22 protein-coding genes, 1 tRNA gene and 1 riboswitch are annotated in these 23,487 nt (G+C 51.0%); of the genes, 15 read left to right on the top strand and 8 right to left on the bottom strand.

All coding sequences use genetic code 11. The features are described from left to right. The first annotated feature begins 212 nt into the window (after positions 1-212). Both trhA and ACMV5I_RS07740 read left to right on the top strand, forming a co-directional pair. A complete protein-coding gene (gene trhA, locus ACMV5I_RS07745; RefSeq protein WP_261288106.1) occupies positions 213-887 on the top strand; it encodes a PAQR family membrane homeostasis protein TrhA in 675 nt (224 codons plus the stop codon). 231 nt (positions 888-1,118) lie between these two features. Next, positions 1,119-1,616, top strand: a complete 498-nt coding sequence (locus tag ACMV5I_RS07740) for a DUF2165 family protein (RefSeq protein ID WP_414824060.1) — start codon at positions 1,119-1,121, stop codon at positions 1,614-1,616. Positions 1,617-1,655: 39 nt separating this feature from the next. On the opposite strand, the gene ygfZ is transcribed toward ACMV5I_RS07740, so the two are convergent. Beyond that, complete coding sequence (gene ygfZ, locus ACMV5I_RS07735) at positions 1,656-2,648, bottom strand: tRNA-modifying protein YgfZ (protein ID WP_414824118.1); 993 nt, start codon at positions 2,646-2,648, stop codon at positions 1,656-1,658. Between the two features lie 300 nt (positions 2,649-2,948). Between ygfZ and sdhE the strand changes: the two genes are divergently transcribed. The 5 genes from sdhE to creD all read left to right on the top strand — a co-directional run bounded on the left by sdhE (position 2,949) and on the right by creD (position 7,220). Beyond that, positions 2,949-3,215: an FAD assembly factor SdhE gene (gene sdhE / locus ACMV5I_RS07730; RefSeq protein ID WP_024486357.1), complete on the top strand. Its 267-nt coding sequence runs from the start codon at positions 2,949-2,951 to the stop codon at positions 3,213-3,215. Beyond that, positions 3,196-3,618, top strand: coding sequence for a protein YgfX (locus ACMV5I_RS07725; protein ID WP_260516051.1), 423 nt, complete (start codon positions 3,196-3,198; stop codon positions 3,616-3,618). The genes sdhE and ACMV5I_RS07725 overlap by 20 nt, the downstream gene beginning before the upstream one ends. Further along, positions 3,618-4,313, top strand: a complete 696-nt coding sequence (gene creB, locus ACMV5I_RS07720; RefSeq protein ID WP_024486355.1) for a two-component system response regulator CreB — start codon at positions 3,618-3,620, stop codon at positions 4,311-4,313. Before ACMV5I_RS07725 ends, creB begins: the two co-directional genes overlap by 1 nt. Continuing rightward, positions 4,310-5,728 carry a two-component system sensor histidine kinase CreC gene (gene creC / locus ACMV5I_RS07715; RefSeq protein ID WP_414824059.1) on the top strand — a complete coding sequence of 473 codons (1,419 nt, stop codon included), beginning with the start codon at positions 4,310-4,312 and terminating at the stop codon, positions 5,726-5,728. The genes creB and creC overlap by 4 nt, the downstream gene beginning before the upstream one ends. A gap of 103 nt (positions 5,729-5,831) precedes the next feature. After that, positions 5,832-7,220: a cell envelope integrity protein CreD gene (gene creD / locus ACMV5I_RS07710; RefSeq protein WP_024486353.1), complete on the top strand. Its 1,389-nt coding sequence runs from the start codon at positions 5,832-5,834 to the stop codon at positions 7,218-7,220. Positions 7,221-7,304: 84 nt separating this feature from the next. Here creD and fldB read toward each other — a convergent pair whose 3' ends face one another. Next, a complete protein-coding gene (fldB, locus tag ACMV5I_RS07705; protein ID WP_021179810.1) occupies positions 7,305-7,823 on the bottom strand; it encodes a flavodoxin FldB in 519 nt (172 codons plus the stop codon). A gap of 93 nt (positions 7,824-7,916) precedes the next feature. On the opposite strand from fldB, the gene xerD reads away from it, so the two are divergent. From xerD to ACMV5I_RS07670, 7 genes are all read left to right on the top strand, one after another. Then, complete coding sequence (gene xerD / locus ACMV5I_RS07700) at positions 7,917-8,816, top strand: site-specific tyrosine recombinase XerD (RefSeq protein ID WP_021179811.1); 900 nt, start codon at positions 7,917-7,919, stop codon at positions 8,814-8,816. Positions 8,817-8,843: 27 nt separating this feature from the next. Beyond that, a complete protein-coding gene (dsbC, locus tag ACMV5I_RS07695) occupies positions 8,844-9,557 on the top strand; it encodes a bifunctional protein-disulfide isomerase/oxidoreductase DsbC (protein WP_021179812.1) in 714 nt (237 codons plus the stop codon). A gap of 6 nt (positions 9,558-9,563) precedes the next feature. After that, positions 9,564-11,297, top strand: a complete 1,734-nt coding sequence (recJ, locus tag ACMV5I_RS07690) for a single-stranded-DNA-specific exonuclease RecJ (RefSeq protein WP_414824058.1) — start codon at positions 9,564-9,566, stop codon at positions 11,295-11,297. Positions 11,298-11,494: 197 nt separating this feature from the next. Beyond that, positions 11,495-12,593 (top strand): peptide chain release factor 2 gene (gene prfB, locus ACMV5I_RS07685; protein ID WP_098929871.1). Its coding sequence is split into 2 segments (ribosomal slippage): positions 11,495-11,569 and positions 11,571-12,593, totalling 1,098 coding nucleotides; the frame shifts between segments, so codons are not numbered across the junction. Positions 12,594-12,602: 9 nt separating this feature from the next. Further along, a complete protein-coding gene (gene lysS, locus ACMV5I_RS07680) occupies positions 12,603-14,120 on the top strand; it encodes a lysine--tRNA ligase (RefSeq protein WP_021806189.1) in 1,518 nt (505 codons plus the stop codon). A gap of 157 nt (positions 14,121-14,277) precedes the next feature. Beyond that, positions 14,278-14,351, top strand: a tRNA-Gly gene (locus tag ACMV5I_RS07675). Positions 14,352-14,676: 325 nt separating this feature from the next. Then, positions 14,677-16,014, top strand: a complete 1,338-nt coding sequence (locus tag ACMV5I_RS07670) for an HdeD family acid-resistance protein (RefSeq protein ID WP_414824057.1) — start codon at positions 14,677-14,679, stop codon at positions 16,012-16,014. A 3-nt stretch (positions 16,015-16,017) separates the two neighbouring features. On the opposite strand, the gene ACMV5I_RS07665 is transcribed toward ACMV5I_RS07670, so the two are convergent. From ACMV5I_RS07665 to ACMV5I_RS07640, 6 genes are all read right to left on the bottom strand, one after another. After that, a complete protein-coding gene (locus ACMV5I_RS07665) occupies positions 16,018-16,530 on the bottom strand; it encodes a DUF3828 domain-containing protein (RefSeq protein WP_414824056.1) in 513 nt (170 codons plus the stop codon). A gap of 48 nt (positions 16,531-16,578) precedes the next feature. After that, positions 16,579-17,520 (bottom strand): hypothetical protein, encoded by a 942-nt coding sequence (locus tag ACMV5I_RS07660; RefSeq protein ID WP_414824055.1) that lies wholly within the window; start codon positions 17,518-17,520, stop codon positions 16,579-16,581. 388 nt (positions 17,521-17,908) lie between these two features. Further along, positions 17,909-19,189: a phosphopyruvate hydratase gene (eno, locus tag ACMV5I_RS07655; RefSeq protein WP_414824054.1), complete on the bottom strand. Its 1,281-nt coding sequence runs from the start codon at positions 19,187-19,189 to the stop codon at positions 17,909-17,911. 14 nt (positions 19,190-19,203) lie between these two features. After that, positions 19,204-19,632 (bottom strand): universal stress protein, encoded by a 429-nt coding sequence (locus tag ACMV5I_RS07650; protein WP_414824053.1) that lies wholly within the window; start codon positions 19,630-19,632, stop codon positions 19,204-19,206. 3 nt (positions 19,633-19,635) lie between these two features. Next, positions 19,636-20,538: a manganese-dependent inorganic pyrophosphatase gene (locus ACMV5I_RS07645; protein WP_414824052.1), complete on the bottom strand. Its 903-nt coding sequence runs from the start codon at positions 20,536-20,538 to the stop codon at positions 19,636-19,638. Positions 20,539-20,643: 105 nt separating this feature from the next. Then, positions 20,644-20,718: riboswitch (Fluoride riboswitch) on the bottom strand. Between the two features lie 288 nt (positions 20,719-21,006). Continuing rightward, entirely contained in the window at positions 21,007-21,525 is a 519-nt protein-coding gene (locus ACMV5I_RS07640) for an outer membrane beta-barrel protein (protein WP_414824051.1), read from the bottom strand. Positions 21,526-22,523: 998 nt separating this feature from the next. Between ACMV5I_RS07640 and ACMV5I_RS07635 the strand changes: the two genes are divergently transcribed. Next, positions 22,524-23,228: an HAD family hydrolase gene (locus tag ACMV5I_RS07635; RefSeq protein WP_414824050.1), complete on the top strand. Its 705-nt coding sequence runs from the start codon at positions 22,524-22,526 to the stop codon at positions 23,226-23,228. Positions 23,229-23,487 lie beyond the last annotated feature (259 nt).

The raw sequence follows: 23,487 nt of genomic DNA, 5'->3' as shown, positions 1-23,487 counted from the left end.
GGGATACCCGCCGTCTTCCAGCCGTAACTGAAATCCATAGGGTGCAAAGCATATCGATTGTAGCCCAGCGGGCTGAGGATTTCGATGTTAGCGTGGTGTTACAAGCGTACACAGTTTTATTTTAGCGTACACGTGTACACTGGAATCGTTCTCAGTTAATCTCATTTGCGGTTAATTCGCACAATATGCGTTGTTTTGAGGAGTTGCGCGTTATGGGGAAAAAGGACGAAGTGAAAGTCGGGGCCGACCAGTTGCCCGCCACGGCTTATCCATGGGCAGAGGAAATTGCCAACAGCATTAGCCACGGTATTGGCTTGGTGTTTGGGATTGTCGGCCTGGTGCTGCTGTTGGTTCAGGCGGTAAACGACGGCGCTGGGGTAACGGCCATTACCAGTTATAGCCTGTATGGCGGCAGTATGATCCTGCTGTTCCTGGCTTCCACGCTGTACCATGCTATTCCACATCAGAGAGCCAAACACTGGCTGAAAAAATTTGACCACTGCGCTATCTACCTGCTGATCGCCGGAACCTATACGCCGTTCCTGCTGGTGGGGCTGGACTCACCGTTGGCGCGAGGGCTGATGGTGGTGATCTGGGGGCTGGCGCTGTTCGGCGTGATCTTCAAACTGGCATTTGCGCACCGTTTCGAGGTGCTGTCGCTGGTGACCTATCTGACCATGGGCTGGCTATCGCTGATCGTGATCTACCAGTTGGCAATGCGCCTGGACGTCGGTGGAGTCACTTTACTGGCGGTGGGGGGCGTGGTGTATACGCTAGGGGTGATTTTCTACGCCTCGAAACGCTTCCGCTTTGGCCATGCGATCTGGCACGGTTTTGTGCTCGGCGGCAGTGTGTGCCACTTCATGGCGATCTACCTTTACGTATAATCCGCCCATCTGTTGTCGATATATTGCCAAAGCGTTTCTTTTGGGTTAAAAAGAGGCGCTTGTTTCTTTCGGGTATCCAGCAAGCCTTAGCTTTATTTCTGAGCCCGCCAAACCCCTCGCTTTCAAGTCGCAGGGGGTTGGCTGCGCTTGCTGCTGGCTGACCTGCATCTTGAGATCTATGGGGTATTTGCACCTCCCGGTGCCTTTAATCATTACCCAGGACTCTTCACTATGATCGTTCGTTTATCCAAAGCCCTGCTGGTTTGCGCTATCGCGCTATTTGCCTCACTGGTGGCCTTTGGCAATATCACCGATTACGACACCAACTTCGCTTTCGTACGCCATGTTTTTATGATGGATACGATCTTCCCTAATGCCACTATCACCTATCGTTCCATTCAGTCGCCATGGCTGCATCAGGTGGGGTATATCGGCATTATTGCGTTGGAAACCCTCACCGCTATTTTGTGTTGGATTGGGGGGATCCGCCTGCTGTGCGGCCTGAAATTGCCTGCGGCCAGCTTTAACCGTGCCAAGACCTTTGCCATCGCAGGGTTGACGTTAGGCTTCCTCACCTGGCAGGTGGCCTTTATGTCGGTTGGTGGTGAGTGGTTTGGCATGTGGATGTCAAAACAGTGGAACGGGGTGCCCGATGCCTTCCGCTTCTTTGTCACTATTTTGCTGGTGCTGATTTATCTGGTGCCGCGTGATGGGGAATTGGACGAATAACTCGTCTGGCCGCAGGCGCGATGCCTGCGGCCAAACCATTTACTTTTCTTCTGCCAGTGAGTAAGGCAGAGGCTTGATGGCTAACTGGCTGCTGGCATCATCGCGTACGCGCAGCACGCTGTCCGCCTCCAGGTCGTTATTCATTACCACTTGCACCCACAGTGTCCCGTCAGCTAGCGAGCTTGCTGCCAATACGGTGCCGGTACGGCGCCAGTTTTCACCCAGCTTCAACTCCAGATCGTCACCCGCCTGTGGAACCTGACTGCTTTTACCTTCCAGCCAGTACAGGGCACGTTTGTTGGCTCCCCGGAACTTGGCACGAGCTACCATTTCCTGCCCGGTGTAGCAGCCTTTACTGAAGCTGATCCCGTCCAGCGCCTGTAGATTGGTCGCCTGAGGGATCAACTGCGCACTGTTTGCAGCATCAATCACCGGATAACCGGCCTCGATATCCAGTGCCAGCCATTGGCGGCTGTCGTTCAGTTCAGCCTGACCTTCCAGCTTGGAAGCTAGCAGAGCGGCGGTTTCTGCCGTGGTAATCAGCACAAAACGTTCTGCTGGCAGCGCAAAGTGCAGCAAGGTGGTATCGCCGTCTTGCACCACTTGATGTTCTGCATCCGGCAGGGTGCTAAACACCTTCGCCAATGCGGCCCGCGCCTCAAGGCCAGCTAGGCCCAGCAGCACCGCATCGCTGTCTGCCGCGATGGTGATTTTGGAGAACACCGCGTATTTCTTTATTTCCGCCAGTTGGCTTTCCAGCACGCTGCGGCGCTCAAGATAGGCAAAACCTTCACCGCGGTGGAATAAACGCAGATTGCTCCACATTTTGCCTTTGGCATCGCAATGGCCGCACAGCACGTGTTGATCGGCCGCCAGTTTGTCGATATCAACCGTTACCTGGCCCTGAAGATATTTTACCGTGTCTGGCCCGCTCAACTGCACCATGGCCCAATCTTCCAGTGAGATCAGCGTCAGTGGCAGATGGGAAGAGGCGGAAGGTTGACGGGGTGGAAAAGGAATATTGAACGCCATAATCGGTTCCTGCTGCATGTTTAGCATACCTGTTGGGGTTGCTACCATGGTAAAAGAGGTGGCTGGCTTTGCAAACAGTTATTACCAGGCAGCGCTTTTTTTGACATTTTACGTTTTGTTGGGTGAACGCCCTTCCCGGCGAGTATGTCAAATTGTTACTCTAGGCGCTTACGGCCAACGAGACCCAATTGCACCCAAATCGTTGGCTGACGGAATTAAATTGCGCGCGCGTTGCCATACCAAGTGTCGGTTGCCCAAGAGCATGGCAAGCCATGCCGAAAAGAGGTTAGTCATAACAACATGGATATTAATAATAAAGCACGTATTCACTGGGCCTGCCGCCGCGGCATGCGCGAGTTGGATATCTCGATCATGCCGTTTTTCGAACATGAATACGATACGCTGAGTGATGCAGACAAGGCCGTATTCATCCGCTTGCTCGAATGTGACGACCCCGATTTGTTTAACTGGCTGATGAATCATGGCGCTCCGCACGATCAAGATCTGCAGAGAATGGTGTCCCTGATCCAAACGCGAAATAAAGCCCGTGGCCCAGTGGCGATGTGATGTCCGCGTTTCCTGGCGTACCCAGTTAATCTCGTTGTTGACTCACGGCCTGCTGATTTTGCTGATCCTGATCGCCCCGTGGCCGGAAGGCTATGGCCCGATTTGGTTGGTGCTGTTGACGTTGGTGGTGTTTGAGTGCATTCGCAGCCAAAAGCGCATTGCATCCAGGCAGGGAGAACTGCGGTTGTTGGCTGAACGCCGGATTGAGTGGCATGGCCAGGAATGGCTGATGGTGAACAAGCCCTGGATGCCCGGGTTCGGTATTTTGCTGTCGCTTCAGCAGATCGACGGCAAGAAACGTCATCGGCTGTGGTTGGCTTCGGATTCCATGAGCAAAGCGGATTGGCGCCAACTGCGTCAGCGGTTGTTGTTTGAACAATCCGCTACCGACGAGGACGCATAATGAAACCGCTGCTTTGGCTGGTAGAAGACGAGCCCAGCATTGCGGATACGCTGATTTATACCCTGGAGAGCGAAGGCTTTCAGGTGCGTTGGTTTGAACGTGGCGAGCCTGCTTTGCAGGCTCTGCAACAGGGCTTACCGGCGTTGGTGATCCTCGACGTCGGCCTGCCCGATATCAACGGTTTTGAGCTTTGCCGTCGGCTGCTGGCGCAGGCGGCGGATTTACCGATCCTGTTTCTTACCGCCCGTAGCGGCGAGCTCGATCGCCTGATCGGGCTGGAAATCGGTGCCGATGACTATGTCGCCAAACCCTTTTCCCCGCGTGAGGTTAGCGCTCGTGTACGCACGATCCTGCGGCGTCTACACAAACAGCAGCGCTTGCAGCAGCCGACGCTCTATCATTTTGGTGCCTTCAGCCTGGATGAAGAGGGGGCCACGATCTGCTACCACCAACAACCGCTGCCGCTGACCCGCTATGAATTCCTGTTGTTGAAAACCCTGTTGCAAGCGCCTGGCCGGGTGTTCTCCCGCCAGCAGTTGATGGATATCGTTTGGGCCCAGGCGGAAGAGAGCCTGGATCGTACCGTCGATACCCATATCAAAACGCTGCGGGCCAAACTGCGGGCGATCGACGCCGCAGAACCCCCGATCCATACCCATCGTGGCTTAGGCTATAGCGTGAGCCGCCAGCCATGAGGATTGGCCTGCGCCTGCTGTTGGGCTATTTCCTGATTGTGGCGGTGGCGGGCTATTTCGTACTGAGCATTTTCGTTCAGGAGGTCAAACCTGGCGTACGGCGTGCCACCGAAGGCACTCTGGTGGATACTGCCAACCTGCTGGCGCAGGTGGCGCGGCTGGATATGAGACATGGGGATGCGGCAAAAGGCCAGTTAGCACAGGCTATCGCCCAGCTTAATAAGAGGCCGATCGGGGCCAATATCGCCGGGATCCGCAAAGATCGTAACGAATATCGCGTCTATCTTACCGATGGGCGCGGCAAGGTGATTTTCGATTCATCGGGCCAGGCGCTGGGGCAGGATTACTCCCGCTGGAACGATGTTTATCTGACATTACGTGGCCAATACGGTGCGCGTAGCACCCGAACGATTGCCGAAGATGAGAGCAGTTCGGTGATGTATGTCGCCGCACCGGTGGTAGAGCAAGGGCAGATTATCGGCGTGTTGAGCGTCGGCAAGCCCAACAGCACCATGGCTCCGGTGATCCGCCGCAGCGAACGGCGTATTTTGCTGGCGGGCGCGGTGCTTCTGGGGATTGCGCTGGCGATCGGCCTGGGCTTCGTCTGGTGGATTAACCGCTCGATTAACCGTCTGGTTCGCTATGCCGACGGAGTGGCGCACGGCGAGGCGGTGCCGTTACCACGCATGGGCAGCGTTGAGTTGACCCAACTGGCGCAAGCGCTGGAAAGCATGCGCATGAAGCTGGAGGGCAAGGCCTATATTGAGCAGTATGTGCATACCCTGACTCACGAGTTGAAAAGCCCGCTGGCGGCGATCCGTGGCGCGGCGGAACTCTTGCAGGAATCACCGCCACCGGCGACGGCGAAACGCTTTTTGACCAACATCGAACAGCAGAGCGCCCGCATTCAGCAATTGGTCGATAAGCTGTTGGTGCAGGCGCAGTTAGAAAGCCGGCCCGGTTTGGAACTGGCTGCGGTAGCGCTGGTGCCGTTAGTCCGGCAGATTGTCGCGGGTAAGGAAGCACAGGCCGCGCAGCGTGGTGTCACGATCAAACTGGGAGAGTTAGCGGAAGCCTCACTGACCGGGGATGCCTTTTTACTGGGGCAGGCGCTGAGCAACCTGCTGGATAACGCCCTGGACTTCACCCCTGCTGGTGGCTCGGTCAGTATTGATGGCGAGCGGTTAGATCATCACTACCAGATCACCATTTGCGATACCGGCAGCGGCATACCCGACTATGCGCTGGATAAGGTGTTTGAACGCTTCTATTCCCTGGCGCGGGAAGATAAACCCAAGAGCAGCGGCCTGGGCCTGAACTTTGTGCAGGAAGTGGCGCGCCTGCATCGTGGCACCATCCGTTTGCAAAACCTGCAACCCACCGGCGCGAAGGCTATCCTCACTTTACCTCTCTGATTACAACTTATTGCCCGCACTTCACCTTCTCTTCACATAACCACATTCTGATTTCACTTGCCGACTCTATCGTAGCGACATTACCTACAAGGAGTCTGCCACGATGTTTAAATCGGTACTGTTTTGGAAAATAACCACTCTGCTGGGATTGATGATCCTGATGATGATCCCGGTGGGCATGCTCATGGATGTGGTACAGGAACGCAGCGGCTATCGCCAGAGCGTGGTGGGGCAAGTGAGTGAAAGCACCAGCCGGGCGCAGCGTATTCTTGGGCCAGTGATCGTGATCCCTTACACCTTGCGAGAAGAGAAGAAGAATGAAAAAGGTGAAATCAAGATAGAGACCAGCCGCTATCAACGCTTTGTCTTACCCGAATCCTTGGTGGTGAATGGCAGGCCCAACGTTGAGATCCGCAAGCTGGGTATCTACCAGACTCAGGTGTATCAGGGGCCACTGGATTTCCAGGTGAAATTCGGCCAACCCGATCTGGAGGATTTGCAGCATAGCAACATTACGGTCGGCCAACCCTTCCTGATGGTGTCATTGAGCGATTCTCGCGGTATCAAAAGCATTTCTGCCCTCAACGGCATTCAACAGCAGGCCAAGTTTGAGCCGGGTACTTTGGTCAGCGGGCTTTCTCAGGGGATCCATGCACCACTGGCCCTAGCCTCGTTGCAGAAAGAAGGGCTGACGGCGGATTTCACACTGAACCTGGCAGGGACCAGCAGCTTGTCCCTGGTGCCGGTAGGGCGTAGTTCCGAACTGCTGCTGCAAAGCAACTGGCCGCACCCGAACTTCCTTGGCAACTTCCTGCCGGATGAGCGCAAAGTGACCGATAGAGGCTTCTCTGCCCGCTGGCGCAGCACCTGGTTTGCCAACAACATCAATAGCGCCTTCATGTATGACAACGGCATTATGGAAGAGGAAAAGCTGCCGACCTTCACCACCAGCCTGATCGAACCGGTCGATCACTATCAACTGACCGAGCGGGCGGTGAAGTATGCGGTGCTGTTCCTGGGGCTGACGTTTATGGCGTTCTTCCTGTTCGAAACCCTGACCGGTCTGCGGGTGCACCCAATCCAGTATCTGCTGGTGGGGGCGGCGCTGGTGCTGTTCTACCTTATCCTGCTGGCTTTCTCGGAACATCTGGGATTCGACGTAGCCTACCTGCTGGCAAGCGTGGCCTGTAGTGGACTGATTGCCTTCTACCTCAGCGCCGTGCTGCGCGGGATGCGCCGTGGCATGCTGTTCGCCGCCAGTCTGCTACTGCTGTATGGCATTCTGTATATGCTGTTGCAGTCAGAAGATAACGCGTTGGTATTAGGGTCGGTGCTGCTGTTCGGGGTGCTGGCAGGCATTATGCTGCTGACACGTAAGCTGGACTGGTATCAGGTGGCCGACCCGGCTCGCTTGAAGGGCAACGCTGCCGAGCCAGAAACCGCTGAGACGCCAGCCAGTAATGGCGATAGCCGTTTCAGATTGTGGAAGTAAGATTGTCGGGTCGAACATGTTCGACCCCTACAAATTTAGCTCGGAGTTCGTGATGTAGGGGCGCAGCATGCTGCGCCGGTTGCGTTACAGCAGAGGTTCCATCTCCAGCAGGATCTGTTCACACCACTGTTGCAGGCGTTCTTCGCTCAGGTCGTATTGATTCACTTCATCCAGCGCCAGGCCAACAAAGTGTTTGCCGTCGGCGCTGAGCGGTTTGGGGCTGGTAAATTCAAACCCGTCAATCGGCCAGAAACCGATAAACTGCACGCCCTGTGGGGCAAGCTGGTCGTGCAACATCCCCAGCGCATCCAGGAACCATTCGCCATAACCCAACTGATCGCCCATCCCGTACATGGCGACGATCTTGCCTTTCAGGTCTAGTTCAGTCAGTTGCGGCCAGATCGCTTCCCAATCCTCTTGCAGCTCACCAAAATCCCAGGTTGGAATACCCAGGATCAGGATGGAATAGTCTTCCATCAGCTTGGGGGAAACGTCTTTCAGGTTGTGCAGGTCGACCAGGTCTTCACCCAGAATCTCACGGATTTTTTCTGCCGCCATCTCGGTGTAGCAGGTGCTGGAGCCGTAAAACAGACCAATCTTCATGTTTAAACCATTTATAATGCCGTAGGTAGAATTGCAACGAGTATACCTTAAGGCATAATGCCTGTGGCATAAACGTAACCAAGAGAGGACCGCGTGCAACAGCAAGACAGTGCGCTGATTGAGCAATTCCTGGATGCGTTGTGGATCGAACGCAATCTGGCAGAGAATACGCTGGCCTCTTATCGGCTCGATTTACAGGCGCTGGCCGGTTGGCTGGCCCTCAACAACCGCAGCCTGTTACAGGCCGAAGCGTTGGACTTACAGGCCTTTCTCGCCGAACGGGTGGAGGGGGGATATAAAGCGACCAGTTCAGCCCGGTTGTTAAGCGCGATGCGCCGCCTGTTCCAATATCTCAACCGTGAAAAAATGCGGGCGGATGACCCCACCGCGTTGCTGGCCTCGCCCAAATTACCGCAGCGGTTACCCAAGGATCTGAGCGAAGCCCAGGTTGAGGCTTTGCTACAGGCACCTTGCGTCGATCAACCGTTGGAGCTGCGTGACAAGGCTATGCTCGAGGTGTTGTATGCCACCGGGTTGCGCGTGTCGGAACTGGTGGGGTTGACCATCAGCGATGTCAGCCTGCGCCAGGGCGTGGTGCGGGTGATCGGTAAAGGCAACAAAGAGCGCCTGGTGCCGTTGGGTGAAGAAGCGGTGTACTGGATCGAAAATTATCTGGAACACGGCAGGCCCTGGATGCTGAACGGCCAGACGCTGGATGTGCTGTTCCCCAGCAACCGCAGCCAGCAAATGACCCGCCAGACGTTCTGGCATCGGATTAAACACTATGCGATCCTAGCGGGAATCGACAGCGAACGGCTGTCTCCGCATGTGCTGCGCCACGCTTTCGCCACCCACTTACTGAACCATGGGGCCGATCTTCGTGTCGTACAGATGTTATTGGGGCATAGCGACCTCTCAACCACACAAATTTATACTCATGTAGCCACTGAAAGATTGAAACAGCTACATCAACAGCATCACCCGCGCGCCTGACGCGCAGGGATCGAAAGGATTGGAAGAATGAAAAAAGGTTTAATGCTGCTCTCCCTGCTGGTGGCTTCGGTTACTGGCGCGGCCCATGCTGACGATGCAGCCATTCAGAAAGCACTAGGTAGCCTGGGCATTAAGCAGGCAGACGTGCAACCCTCGCCGGTCGCCGGTTTGAAAACCGTATTGACCGAAGGCGGCACGCTGTATGTGACGGAAGATGGCAAACACGTGTTGCAAGGGCCACTGTATGACGTCAGCGGCGGTGAGCCGGTCAACGTGACTAACCAGCTGTTGATGACCCGTCTGGAAGCGCTGAAAGATCAGATGATCGTCTACAAAGCGCCGAAAGAGAAACACGTGATCACCGTGTTTACCGATATCACCTGTGGCTATTGCCACAAGCTGCACGAGCAGATGAAAGAGTACAACGATCTGGGGATCACCGTGCGCTATCTGGCGTTCCCGCGTCAGGGGCTGGAATCTCAGGCAGAGAAAGATATGCGTTCCATCTGGTGTACCGCAGACCGGGCTAAAGCCTTCGATGCTGCCATGAAGGGCGACGCGGTGTCTCCGGCAACCTGCAAAACCGATATCAGCCAGCATTATGCGCTGGGCGTACAGTTTGGTATCAACGGCACCCCGGCTATCGTGCTGAAAAACGGCATGGTTGTCCCTGGCTACCAAGGGCCGAAAGAGATGGCCGCGATGTTGGATGCGCATGCAGCCTCCGCAGCCACGAAATAAGTCACGGTGAGTATTAAAACCCAATTACGCCGCCGTGAGGCGGCAGATGCCAGCCATTTACCCGCCAGCCTGCCCCCCCTGTTACGTCGTTTATACGCGTTGCGCGGAGTTAAGGGCGAGCAGGAACTGGAGCGTAGCGTCAAGGGCATGTTGCCTTGGCAGCAGTTGAGCGGTATCGATGCTGCGGTAGCGATATTGCAGCAGGCACTGGCCGATGGCCGCCGCATCATGGTGGTGGGTGACTTTGACGCCGACGGCGCCACCAGTACCGCGCTGACGGTGCTGGCCTTGCGCAGCATGGGCTGTAGCTCCATCGAATATCTGGTACCCAACCGTTTTGAAGATGGTTATGGCCTGAGCCCCGAAGTGGTGGAACAGGCGGCGGCTCGGGGTGCTGAGCTGATCGTCACGGTCGATAACGGTATCTCCTCGCATGCGGGCGTTGACGTTGCGCACGGCTTGGGAATACAGGTGCTGGTCACCGATCACCATCTACCCGGGGATACTTTGCCTGCGGCAGAGGCGATCGTTAACCCGAACCTACGTGACTGCGGTTTTCCCTCCAAATCCCTGGCCGGTGTTGGTGTTGCCTTCTATCTGATGCTGGCTTTGCGGGCCAAGCTGCGTGAAAGCGGCTGGTTTGAACAGCGTGCGCTGGCTATGCCTAATCTGGCCGAATTGCTGGATCTGGTGGCGCTGGGCACGGTGGCGGACGTGGTGCCGCTGGATGCCAACAACCGTATTCTGGTGTATCAGGGGCTGAACCGCATCCGGGCTGGCAAGTGTCGGCCAGGTATTCGCGCTCTGCTGGAAGTGGCCAACCGCGATGCGCGGCAATTGGCGGCCAGCGATCTCGGCTTTGCCCTTGGGCCACGGCTGAACGCGGCAGGGCGGCTGGACGATATGTCGATCGGCGTAGCCATGCTGTTGAGCGACGATATTGCCCAGGCGCGTATGCTGGCCAACGATCTCGACGCGCTCAACCAGACCCGGCGTGAGATTGAGCAGGGGATGCAGGTGGAGGCGCTGGAGCTGTGCGATCAACTGGAACGCACTACCACTGAACTGCCTTACGGGTTAGCGATGTATCACCCAGAATGGCATCAGGGCGTGGTGGGTATTCTGGCTTCGCGCATTAAAGAGCGTTTCCATCGCCCGGTGATCGCCTTTGCCCCTGCGGGCGACGGCATTCTGAAAGGCTCTGGCCGCTCGGTGGCCGGGTTGCATATGCGTGATGCGCTGGAGCGGCTCGATACCCTGAATCCTGGGCTGATGATGAAGTTCGGCGGCCATGCGATGGCGGCGGGCTTGTCGCTGGAAGAGGCCAAGTTTGACGAGTTCCGCCAGCGTTTTGGCGAGCTGGTCGGCGAATGGCTCGATCCGGCGATGCTGGAAGGCGTGATCTGGTCGGATGGCGAACTGATGATGCAGGAACTGACCCTGACCACCGCAGAGCTTCTGCGTGAGGGCGGGCCGTGGGGGCAGGCGTTTCCTGAGCCAACCTTTGACGGCAAGTTCCGTATCCTGCAACAGCGGCTGGTGGGCGAGAAACACCTGAAGCTGATGATCGAACCGCTCGGTGGCGGCCCATTGTTGGACGGCATTGCCTTCAACATCGACACCACACAGTGGCCGGACAGCAGCATCAAAGAAGTGGAACTGGCGTACAAACTGGACGTGAATGAGTTCCGTGGCAACCGTAACGTGCAGTTGCTAATCCAACACCTCTGGCCGCGTTAACCTGCTGGCCCCCTCACCTTAACCCTCTCCCAAAGGGAGAGGGGACTTAACGTGCCACATGTTGATTCCTGCATCCGATCGCCGATCCCCCACAAAAACTGACCAACTCGCTATAAACTGGCCGCTGGATCCGCTAGAATTACCGGTTCCAATGGCATTTCGCCATCGACGACATCAACGTAAGAACGCAAAAAATCATGTTTGAAATTAATCCGGTAAAAAACCGCATTCAGGATGTGTCCGAGCGGACAGCCGTTCTCAGGGGGTATCTTTGACTATGATGCCAAGAAAGAACGCTTAGAAGAAGTTAACGCCGAGCTGGAACAGCCGGACGTTTGGAACGAACCTGAACGCGCACAGGCATTAGGCAAAGAGCGCTCGTCGCTGGAAGCCATTGTCGAAACCATCGATCAGTTGGAACAGGGCTGTGAAGACGTCACTGGCCTGCTGGAACTGGCGGTTGAGGCGGAAGACGAAGACACCTTCAACGAGACCGTAGTTGAGCTCGATCAACTGAGCGCCAAGCTGGAACAATTAGAATTCCGTCGTATGTTCTCTGGTGAATACGACAGCGCGGACTGCTATCTGGATATCCAGGCAGGCTCCGGCGGCACCGAAGCGCAGGACTGGGCCAGCATGCTGCTGCGCATGTACCTGCGTTGGGCGGAATCCAAAGGCTTTAAAACGGAAGTGATTGAAGAGTCCGACGGCGACGTCGCGGGCCTGAAATCGGCAACCATCAAGATTATCGGCGACTACGCGTTTGGCTGGTTACGTACTGAAACCGGCGTGCATCGCCTGGTACGCAAGAGCCCATTCGATTCCGGCGGCCGTCGCCATACCTCTTTCAGTTCCGTATTTATCTATCCGGAAGTGGATGACGATATCGATATCGAAATCAACCCGGCCGATCTGCGCATTGACGTTTACCGCGCCTCCGGTGCCGGTGGTCAGCACGTTAACAAAACCGAGTCGGCGGTGCGTATTACCCACTTGCCAACCAACATTGTGGTGCAGTGCCAGAACGATCGCTCTCAGCATAAGAACAAGGATCAGGCATTCAAACAGCTGCGCGCCAAGCTGTATGAATACGAGATGCAAAAGAAAAATGCTGACAAGCAAATGCTGGAAGACAACAAGTCCGATATCGGCTGGGGCAGCCAAATCCGTTCTTACGTGCTGGATGACTCCCGCATCAAGGATTTGCGCACCAACGTCGAAACACGTAATACGCAGGCCGTACTGGATGGCGACCTGGATAAATTCATTGAGGCAAGTTTGAAAGCCGGGTTATGAGGAACAGAAATGTCTGAGCAACAAGCACAAGGCGCCGAACAGGCGTTGGATCTCAACAACGAGCTGCAGTCACGCCGTGAAAAACTGGCCGCGCTGCGCGAGAACGGCATTGCGTTCCCGAACGACTTCCGTCGTGATACCACCTCCGACAAGCTGCATGCCGAATACGGCAGCAAAGAAAACGAAGAGCTGGAATCACTGGGTATCGAAGTGACCGTGGCTGGCCGTATGATGACCCGCCGTATCATGGGTAAAGCCTCCTTCGTGACGCTGCAGGACGTGGGTGGCCGCATTCAGCTCTACGTCGCACGCGACGATCTGCCTGAAGGCGTTTACAACGAGCAGTTCAAGAAATGGGATCTGGGCGATATCCTCGGCGCGCGCGGTAAGCTGTTCAAGACCAAAACTGGCGAACTGTCTATCCACTGCACCGAGCTGCGTCTGCTGACCAAAGCACTGCGTCCGTTGCCAGACAAGTTCCACGGCCTGGCCGATCAGGAAACCCGTTATCGCCAGCGTTATCTGGATCTGATCGCCAACGAAGAATCCCGTAACACCTTCAAGATCCGTTCGCAGGTGATGGCGGCGATCCGTAACTTCATGGTGGGTCGAGGCTTTATGGAAGTCGAAACCCCGATGATGCAGGTGATCCCTGGCGGTGCGTCTGCTCGTCCGTTCGTGACTCACCACAACGCGTTGGACATCGACATGTACCTGCGTATCGCGCCAGAGCTGTATCTGAAGCGCCTGGTGGTAGGTGGCTTCGAGCGCGTGTTCGAGATCAACCGTAACTTCCGTAACGAAGGTGTTTCCCCGCGTCATAACCCAGAGTTCACCATGATGGAACTCTATATGGCGTATGCGGATTACAAAGACCTGATTGAGCTGACCGAGTCGCTGTTCCGTACGCTGGCGCAGGACGTGTTGGGTGACGTCAAGGTGCCTTATGGTGATGAGGTGTTCGACTTCGGCAAGCCGTTTGAAAAGCTGACCATGCGCGAAGCGATCAAGAAATACCGCCCGGAAACCAACCTCGACGATCTGAACGAGATGGCTAGCGCGGTAGCGATTGCCGAATCAATCGGCATCAAGGTAGAGAAGAGCTGGGGTCTGGGTCGCGTGGTTACCGAGATTTTCGAAGAGACCGCAGAAAGCCATCTGATCCAGCCAACCTTCATCACCGAGTACCCGGCAGAGGTTTCTCCGCTGGCACGTCGTAACGACGAGAACCCGGAAATCACCGACCGTTTCGAATTCTTCATCGGCGGGCGTGAAATCGGTAACGGCTTCTCGGAGCTGAACGACGCAGAAGATCAGGCGCAGCGTTTTGCCGATCAGGTTAGCGCGAAAGATGCCGGTGACGACGAAGCGATGTTCTACGACGAAGACTACGTCACCGCGCTGGAACACGGCTTGCCGCCAACTGCAGGCCTGGGCATCGGTATCGACCGTATGGTGATGCTGTTGACCAACAGCCACACCATCCGCGACGTGATCCTGTTCCCGGCCATGCGCCCGAGCAAGTAACGTTTGCTGAGTGATTAAGCCGGTACAGGCGACTGTGCCGGTTTTTTTTCGCCCGAAGAGAACCGGTTGTTGCTAACCGCTTAAAACATCGGCAGTTATGCGTTATCTTCGCTTGCCCGGCGCGCATAACCGGTTATAATGCCAATCGCACACCTAAGCGGGTGTAGTTCAATGGTAGAACGGCAGCTTCCCAAGCTGCATACGAGGGTTCGATTCCCTTCACCCGCTCCAATCTCAAGTCTCCCCGAACTCCACTGAAATCAACTACTCCCTGATTTAACAGCGTTTTTATCCTATTCCATATCAACTTGGTTTAACCCGTGTTTCCCCAATCAACCCACTATCTTCTACAGAAATGTGTGTAGTTGCACCTATGCAGTTTGAAACGACACAAATTGCGTGATTTCAGAGGTGGAAACTATACTCATGCCATCTTGGAAAACCACTTCTGCGTAGATCTGACAAACCGCCTTACAATGATAGGGGATAAGGCATGGTTCGGTTGGTAATGATTTTACTTGGGGTAGATTATTTGCGTAACCGCTGGAGAGGGTTGATGATTGCCGGTTGGTTAGGCGTGTTAGCGGGCTTAATCGTTTTCATCGATGCGTTGGATAACGCGATTTATTTCCCTTTGCATCCCTTCGCTTTCCTGTTGTTGGTTGAGGGGCTAGCAACGTTGATGGTCGCGCATACCGGCATTGGCGGGCAACGTACTTTGCGTTATGTAAAAGGAGGCGCATTTTCACTGGCCGCGGTATTGATATTGAGTGGGCAACACCATGGCCACTTTATTTTATCGATGATTTTTGGCACGTTGTTTTTGGCCGATGGGTTATTGCAAATTGTCTCCGCTGGGGTCGTGCGCTATAAAAACTGGAAGTTGGTAGTGGCTGGCGGTGTATTGGAAGTGATGTTAGCTATTTTCTTCTTTCAGCCCTACCCGACCCATTATGTCGGCACCGTGCCTTATTGTTTAGGTCTGGGGTTGATGTTTGGTGGGTGGAATATGGTTATGCTGGCGATGCGCGTCAAAAAGCTGGAGGTCAACCCCGCGGTTTTGGGTAATAAGGCCGCAGAGGAAGCCAGTAGCGCAGTAACCACGCCTTTGGTGACTGAATGGGAAGGCCCTCCGGCTGATGATGAACCTGCACTGACCATACATGTCTGGACTCCTGTGGGATCCTCGAAGAGTAAAACGGTGCCTCATCCTGTGATTGATCGTTATATTGCTGCGGTGGATAAAAATGGGGTGATTTCCACCGGCCATGCTGCACTTGAATCTCCGGAAGGTATTTATATCAGTTTGTATCCAGCGGTCGATATTGACCGGTCGCCGGATCAATTTACCCGTTTGCTGCGGGCAACCGCAGACAATAATGTTGAAGGGAAATTCCAACCGGATTATGTGACTGAGTCAGGTGCATGGTGTCCTTCAACCCAGCGTGTGCGGATCAGAAACTACGATGCTGAACGTCTGAAACGGTTCTGGGAAGTTTATCGTGAAGACAATACTTATAATCTCACGCATCGTAATTGCTCAAGCAGTGTGGCACGGGGTCTTGAAGCGGCGCTGGAAGGCGTAGTGAGCAAGATATGGGGACAACGTGGCCACTGGTGGGTGTTGAGTAAAATTCTCATGACGCCAGAATTATGGGTGGCAGTACAAATACGTAAACGCGCAAAAACGATGGCTTGGACACCAGGGCTGACGCTTGACTATGCACGTGCATTAAGCATGTTGGCGGATCCACGGCCAGCTGGCTGGATAGCCACCATACGACGTGCTCTGGAGAAAATGTTTTCTTTGCGTAAGCAATGGCGCGATGAAAAAGCGCAGGGCGCGATAGCGTCCGGCGTTCGCAATGAGCCCTCAAATGACAAAGGCAAATAGCGATTATGGCAATGTTTCCCCCTTTATACGCAGGGCTTTATTATTGGCATCAATAGCATGACGAACACTCTGCTGATTGGTATCAAAAATATCGTCAATAAACCACTGCCCATTCTCAGCCACTAAATCAAACTCGGTGGTTGTCGTGAGGTTGCTATCTCTAAAAGCGCGAAAGGTGACTGTGGCATGCGATTTTTTATTATCGTTAGAGAGAATATTGATATCCGTCACCACCAGGTTCTGATAATCCTGACACTGGCAGATCGGGTCGGCGTCAAGATAGCCCATATCGCCCGGTAAGGTTAGCGCCTGATCCTCTTCCAACACCGCGATGAATTGCTTTGAAGCAATCCGCTTCGGGCCTGTTTCGCCGATGAATGCGGCTGTAACCTCATCATGGCCATAGATGGCATAGATCCGTGCTAAAAAGTTACTGGGATTTTCAGTGGCCGATGCGGACTGCGTAAGTGCAGCAAACGAAAGGAGAAAGAAACAGAGCAAAGCAAAAGTGCGCATGGTTACAATTCCTTAATCGTTCTCTATCCCTTAAATCAACGGTCCATACTACGGCGTACTCACGTTGATGGCAACGCTTGGTCGTTCTTCTTCAGCCCTGTACGCAACCAAGGTATACGCTGGAAAACTATTCCTAAAGAAGGGGATGCGCTCAAAGATCACCACGGTGAACGCGATGATTAATACCATAACCAAGAACAAAACCGCCAGAGACAACACAAACCAGAAGCCACTCATTTCAATCGTTGTAAGCCCTATAGATGCACTATACAAAGCCCCGAAAATGAGGATAAGTGATATAGTGATCCCAACGAAATTTGCCAGCCTTCTTCGTCGGCTTTTCTTCTGAAACTCAAACGTCGAGGGGTTAACATTGAAGTCATAGAAAACCTCCTCAGAAATCACCAGTTCGGGCCGTTGTAGAGAGGCAATCTGCATCAGTATTGCACGTGTAATCTCCCAGTGATGCTTGAATTTCTTTATTTCATGCACCGGGATTAAATTTTCTTTCGTTTCACCGGATTGGGTTTGGGTGTAGATAATCAGGTTTTTAGTATTATTTTTATAGCCCGTATTACGAAAGCCAATCGTGGCCTTGGTGCCGTCCTCTAACGAACCTGTGACTTCTGGCCATAGTAGCTGATAATGACTTACACCGCCTGAAAGATCGTTGTATCGCGTATAAAAAACACCTTGAGAGGTGACGTTAAAGTACACCTCTCCATGCTTTAATTTTAAGTTGTCGCTAATTCTTTTAAAGAATAAATAATTCAGGGGGAGAAGGATCAATAAAAATAAAACACCAAGTAGAAAGGTGTCACCCTCGATAGAAAATAGGGTTGGCGTAGCCAGAGATGCAATGAAAACAAGTGTGAAAACGGGAGAAAGCAATAAGTAGAGCGTCTTTGTCGCTATTCTACGCTCATTGGCAGACACATCATCACATCGCTTGGAGGGGCTGGCGAAAAACGCGGTATGTTCGGTAATCATACTTTTATATTCCTATAATCAATTACATAATCCTGAATTAGTGTCTTACTGTACCCTAGCTAGTTAGCCGGAAGGCTTAAAACCCAAGAACTCAAGCCTGGTAGATTACCAGACTCAGGGACTATTTTCTGCTTAAGATACACGGCTCACTGCGAGGGAAATCTCCGCTTCTGGGGATATATGCCCGACAAGATTATTGCAGGATGCCAGGTTTGGCCGCGTTTGTTAGCTATATTAATGCCTCATCGGTATTATCGGAGGGCAGCAGCTTTGGTCAGTTCGTTTTCCTGTTTATGGCGATTAAGCTTTGCATCTCGGGTGTAAGCATAAAAATAATATATATCTATTAATAACCCCGGCGGGTCGCCAGGGTTATTGTCATAATAGGTTACTTAAAGGCTGACTTTCCTGCAAACTGTGCTGACGAGCCCAACTCATCCTCAATTCGCATGAGCTGGTTGTATTTTTCGATACGCTCACCCCGGCACGGGGCACCTGTTTTGAGATGACCTGCACGCATGGCCACTGCCATATCGGCGATAAAGCTGTCGATCGTCTCTCCGCTGCGGTGTGAGATAAAGGCACCCCAGTTGTTGTCATGGCATAGTTGAACCGCATCAAAGGTTTCACTCAGGGAACCAATCTGATTGAGTTTAATCAATGCAGCATTCGCAAGATTTTCATCAATCCCGCGCTGAATATACCTCACATTGGTCACAAACAGATCGTCACCGACCAGTTCAATCTGATCTCCCAATCTATCATGCAGAATTTTCCATCCTGCCCAGTCATCTTCCGCTAGGCCATCTTCAATAAGGACAATCGGGAATCTTTTGACCAGCATCTGGTAGTAGTCTGCCATCTCCTGTGAGGTCAGCTCGGCATTCTCCGTACGCAGATGATATTTTCCGTTTCGGTAAAACTCACTGGAGGCAGGGTCCATACAGATAACGATATCTTCATTAGGGCGGAACCCAGCCCTCTCAATGGCAAGGACAATCAGTTCCAGCGGTTCATGATTTGAAGAAACTGCCGGAGCAAAACCACCTTCATCACCCACACCGGTCGACAGGCCCATTTCAAGAAGAACCTGACGAAGCGACTGATATACTTCGCTACCCCAACGTATGGCTTCCCTGAATGTTGGTGCACCGTAAGGGGCAATCATATATTCCTGAAAGTCAGCCCCCTGACCGCGGGCATGAACGCCCCCATTGATGATATTCATGCAAGGCACCGGCAACAGATTTGCCCCAATCCCTCCAAGATAGCGGTACAAAGGCGTATGAGATAGTTTAGCGGCCAGCCGTGATACGGCCAATGATACGCCCAAAATAGCATTTGCCCCCAAGCGCGCTTTGTTATCCGTCCCATCCAGGGCAATCATAATGTTATCGATGCCGCGCTGATCGCGTACATCATGCCCTTTAAGGCTTTCATGAATCTCAGTATTAACGCTTTCGATCGCGTCAAGAACACCTTTCCCGCCGAAGCGCGCTTTATCACCATCGCGGCGCTCTATAGCCTCTCGCGAACCGGTACTTGCTCCGGAGGGTACGGAGGCTCTTGCAACAGTACCGCATTGGGTTGCGACATCAACTTCTATGGTTGGGTTACCCCGAGAGTCCAGGATCTCACAGGCATGGATTTTTTCAATAATAAAGCTCATATAAACCTCTAATATCAGTTGGTTGCAATATGCTTAATCAACACATCGACGCTAAGATGGTTGACGAATTCAATTGAATGGGAAGAGAGCATCCCGAAAAGTCTGTTTTTATGTCCCATAATGACCAGATCCACACCTGCCTCGGCGACGTAGGTCTCTACGTCCTTAAAGCGGCTGATCGTAACTATCTCTTTTACATCCACGGGAAAATTGACTGACTCCACTAACCGACTAAGCATTGCTTTTGCCGCAATAATTTCAGCAGATTGATAGTCTTTGGTTAAAGAGTCAGAGGTAATGTCTAACTCTCGGTGGTCTGAAGTGAGGTGTCCAAGGGTGATTGCTGTCCCTTGCTCATGAAAACCTCTGGCGATACTCTGAAGCAGGAATTGGCCGTCGGTTTCATTGCAGAGCATTAACAGTGCATGTTTATACATTGGCATTGATTACCTCGAGAAGGTTGAGAGAGTCTCCGTCAGCCACGGCAGTATCTCTTTTTTCCTGCTTATTAAGCCTGGAAGAGACAGACACGTTAGATTGAGTGCATTGTTTTCTGAGAAATATATTGTTGTGTTTTTCTTAAAGATGTCCGTGACAGCCAACATCGCAATGTCAACATCGCTGGACTGGCACTCTTTTGTTAATGCGACAAGTAGGTCAGCGAGTATCGCATTTATTGCTGACATGCCTGCGACTTCGATTTGAGAAAGCAGCACCGACTGGGCGTTAATCTGGTAGCGCTTGGCGTCTTTCTTAAGAAGTGCGTCTGGTGTTTGCCCACCAATATCTGTTTTCGCGATGAGCAGATCTTTCACGAAAGAGTCATAATTGAGTTGGCTTATGGAGGATAATGACTGCACGGCAGCGATGTCATGAACTGTGGTGGTAGGTGATGTGAGCGCAACAGTATCACTCAGTATCGCCCCTAACATCAGGATGGCCTGAGATGAAGAGATCTGCTGAGGATTTTCAAGGGTAAGAATTTGCCAGATCACCGTGGCACAGCACCCGTAGGAACGTATCCAAACATCCGGAGGTTCCTGAGTCATAACCGTGCCCAGTCGGTGATGGTCTATGATGCCGACAATGTTACTGTCGGCTAGTGAGGGAGGGCCCTGCTCCAGATCGGTAAAGTCGACCAGCCATACCTGTTTTCCACTGAGGTCTTCGTCGAGCAAGGGAGGAGGGGCCACGCCGGCCTGCTGCAGAATAAACGACGTTTCAGGTGTAATGTCACCGAGCCTAAAAGGAGTCGCGAGCTTGCCGAGATTTGTCAGCCAATCTGCGGTAATGAGCGCGCTGCAGATGCTGTCGCTGTCGGGATTCTGATGGCCAAAGACGTAGATCATTTCAGCGTCTCCTCTGAGGTATCAGACGCAAAAAAGATCAAAGGTAAAACAGGATTTTTTTTCATAAGTGTACCTGACATACGTGCCTAAGGATAAAAGCAAAAATGTATATCAGGCGTCATCATCCGAACTGGACAGTCCGGCGGTTGGGAAAGGTGGAACACCATCACCTTGAAAAAATCATAGGGCAAAATTATAATCTGTGCAACAAAAATGCCGCCTATTTTGACCGTGATCATTTTTTGGATGTTAGAAAAAATCGTTTAAAGCTTTACTACTTTGAATTCTAGGTGGATTTTATTATTCGGAAATAGGTTGCATGGCTACATTGAAGTATTCTACAACCGGACCCGGCGCCACCTTCATTACAGAGGTATCTGTCCAGAGGTCTTCGAAAAGACCTCACCGTGAGGACGGAAGCTTTCTGTAGAATAGGGGGGCTGTGATGGAATAATGGTTGACTAATCACTAAAAGCTATATCCTATATCGAACGTCCCTATGTTTGCATTGTAATTATGCATTTTCATACGTTGATAAGATAAACCGATATTCCAACGCTGCGCATCACCAAAATAATATTTCCACCCTATGGCGCCATAAAGGCCAAGTCCGTTTTTACTATCAATAGTATTATCTTCATGATAAAGGTTAGTCCCTGCTCGAATAAATAGTGAATGATGCCCCAAAGGCAGTGTAGCTTGCAAGGCGAGCGGGATTGTATGATAGGTTATATTTTCAGGATGCGCGTAACCATCTGAAACAATAAGGGCTGTATCGCCAACTAGACTCGCGTGTCCATAAGCATAGCCAGTATAAATGCCTATATTTTTTGTAAAATTATATTGATATCCTATTTGGATATGACCACCGGCATCATTACCCTCTATATAAGTAACCCCTGAATTTAAAGATAACTCCTGCCCCGCAAGTGCAGATAGTGGAGAAATGAGGAAAAGAAAAGCATAGCATGTTGTTTTAAGTTTCAAAATACACTCCTTAGATATAACTAAAAATTTTTTTGGTGGGAAATGTTTTTTTGTTAATATCACCATTGATGTAAAGCCTAATGATAATATTAACAAAATAAACAATGATTTCGTCTGTTGCTTGATACTCTAAAAGACAATCTACCTAGCCTTTTAATTGCAGTTTTTGTATGGGTAGGATGATGGCTTGACACTCCTCTCATAGAAGCGCTTACCATATTGTTAACTAAAAGAATGGTACCTATTAAAAATAGAGTTTTTAAAAATTTATTCATGATGGCAATTTCCAATATATATGTGTTTTTGTAACATATTGTTTTTTTATTTTATAATGCTTCTTATCGCTAGTTCCTGAGCCTAAGGAATGGCAATAAATACAGGATAAAATAAAGGCAAGAATGGATTTAGATGGTTTATTTTCTAAATTTATCAAGTAATAAAGGGGTTTTATTAATTTTCTCATGGCGATACCTGACAAGTTAGCCTATTTGAATAAGCGATAATATATCAGGCGCCATTATCCACTTTATAACTTCATTATAAGTGGCGGTTCGGAGAAGGTAGAGCACCATTACCTTTGAGCCAATTATCATTCAACAAAACAGGGAAATCAAGAAAAAAATATAAATGGAAATCAAGACATTCAACATTCCAAAGTAATGACAAATGGCGTACCACTAACATATTGTATTATATTTATTTTATTTTTAAAGGTTACACACTGGTATCATTATCATGCACATCTCACTTACTAATTAGCTACATTACTTACTATAGTTTAACTTAGAATCAATGCTGCAACGCCACAAATGCAGTTTAAAATCCATGATGATTGTTTACTTTAAATTAAAAGTGATTTTAATAATTCTTTCTATGTAAATAATTTTGATGAGGGTTTAGTGATTTTCTAGGCATGGTCTAATGTTGGGTAATGTTTAATGGCATATGATTATATGCTATGATTGAGGTTGATTAACTATCAGTGAGAGATTGATTCAATGAAGTTAGATGCAATACTTTGGGATTATGATGGAACACTGGTTAATACCGTTCCCAAAAATATTTCCATCACTAAGGAGATTCTATCCATTGTCGCGCCGCATTTGACAAAAGAAAATTTACCCAAATGCTTACAGAGTGAAGAGTTATACCATATTGCTAATCATAGAGCTAAAAATTGGCAAGAGCTATATGTTGATTACTATGGGTTGTCACATGAAGAAATGTTAATTGCCGGAAGCCTGTGGGCAGAGTTTCAAGATAAAAATAAAACCAAAGTTGTGCTTTTTGATGGTATTAAAGATGTTTTAATTAAATCAAAAGATATCCCTCATGGTATTTGCTCACAAAACTCAAAGGGAAATATCCGTAGAGTGCTTGAAATAAATGGGGTGTCTGAATTTTTTAAAGCTATTGTTGGTTACGATGATGTTCCAAATCATTACCAAAAACCGCATCCATTTGGTGGTGTTAAATGTTTAAATTCAATTTTTGGCCGTACTAAAAATCATTCAATTATGTATATAGGTGACCATGAGTCTGATACGCAATTTGCTCGTAACATACAATCCGAACTTGGAATTAATGTTATCTCAGTAGCTGCAGCATATAGTCTTTCTGAACCTAAACATTGGAAATTTAAACCAGATTATATTGCATATACTACAAAAGAACTTTTATCTATTATTGATATTCACATGTAAATATCAATAATAGGGCTTTAACTCAGGTAATCTTGCAGGCAAGGCGTTGCAATGCCCTGCTCATATCAAACATCAACACCACGTTTAGTTTGTCATACTTTCAGTCCACAGCTACTTATAGCGCCTCCTTATCTAATATGGCATGTACGAGTAGCTTCTTCGAACTGCGCACTCTCGTCTTCAAGTGACTTCAACCGTTTAATTTTGGGCTGTACTAATCTGCGGAGGGCAGACCATACGTTTTATATTTACAGTAATG

This window comes from Serratia sp. T13T92 (assembly GCF_047530105.1).
Classification (GTDB): domain Bacteria; phylum Pseudomonadota; class Gammaproteobacteria; order Enterobacterales; family Enterobacteriaceae; genus Chania; species Chania fonticola.
This window is presented reverse-complemented; position numbering and strand designations above follow the sequence as displayed.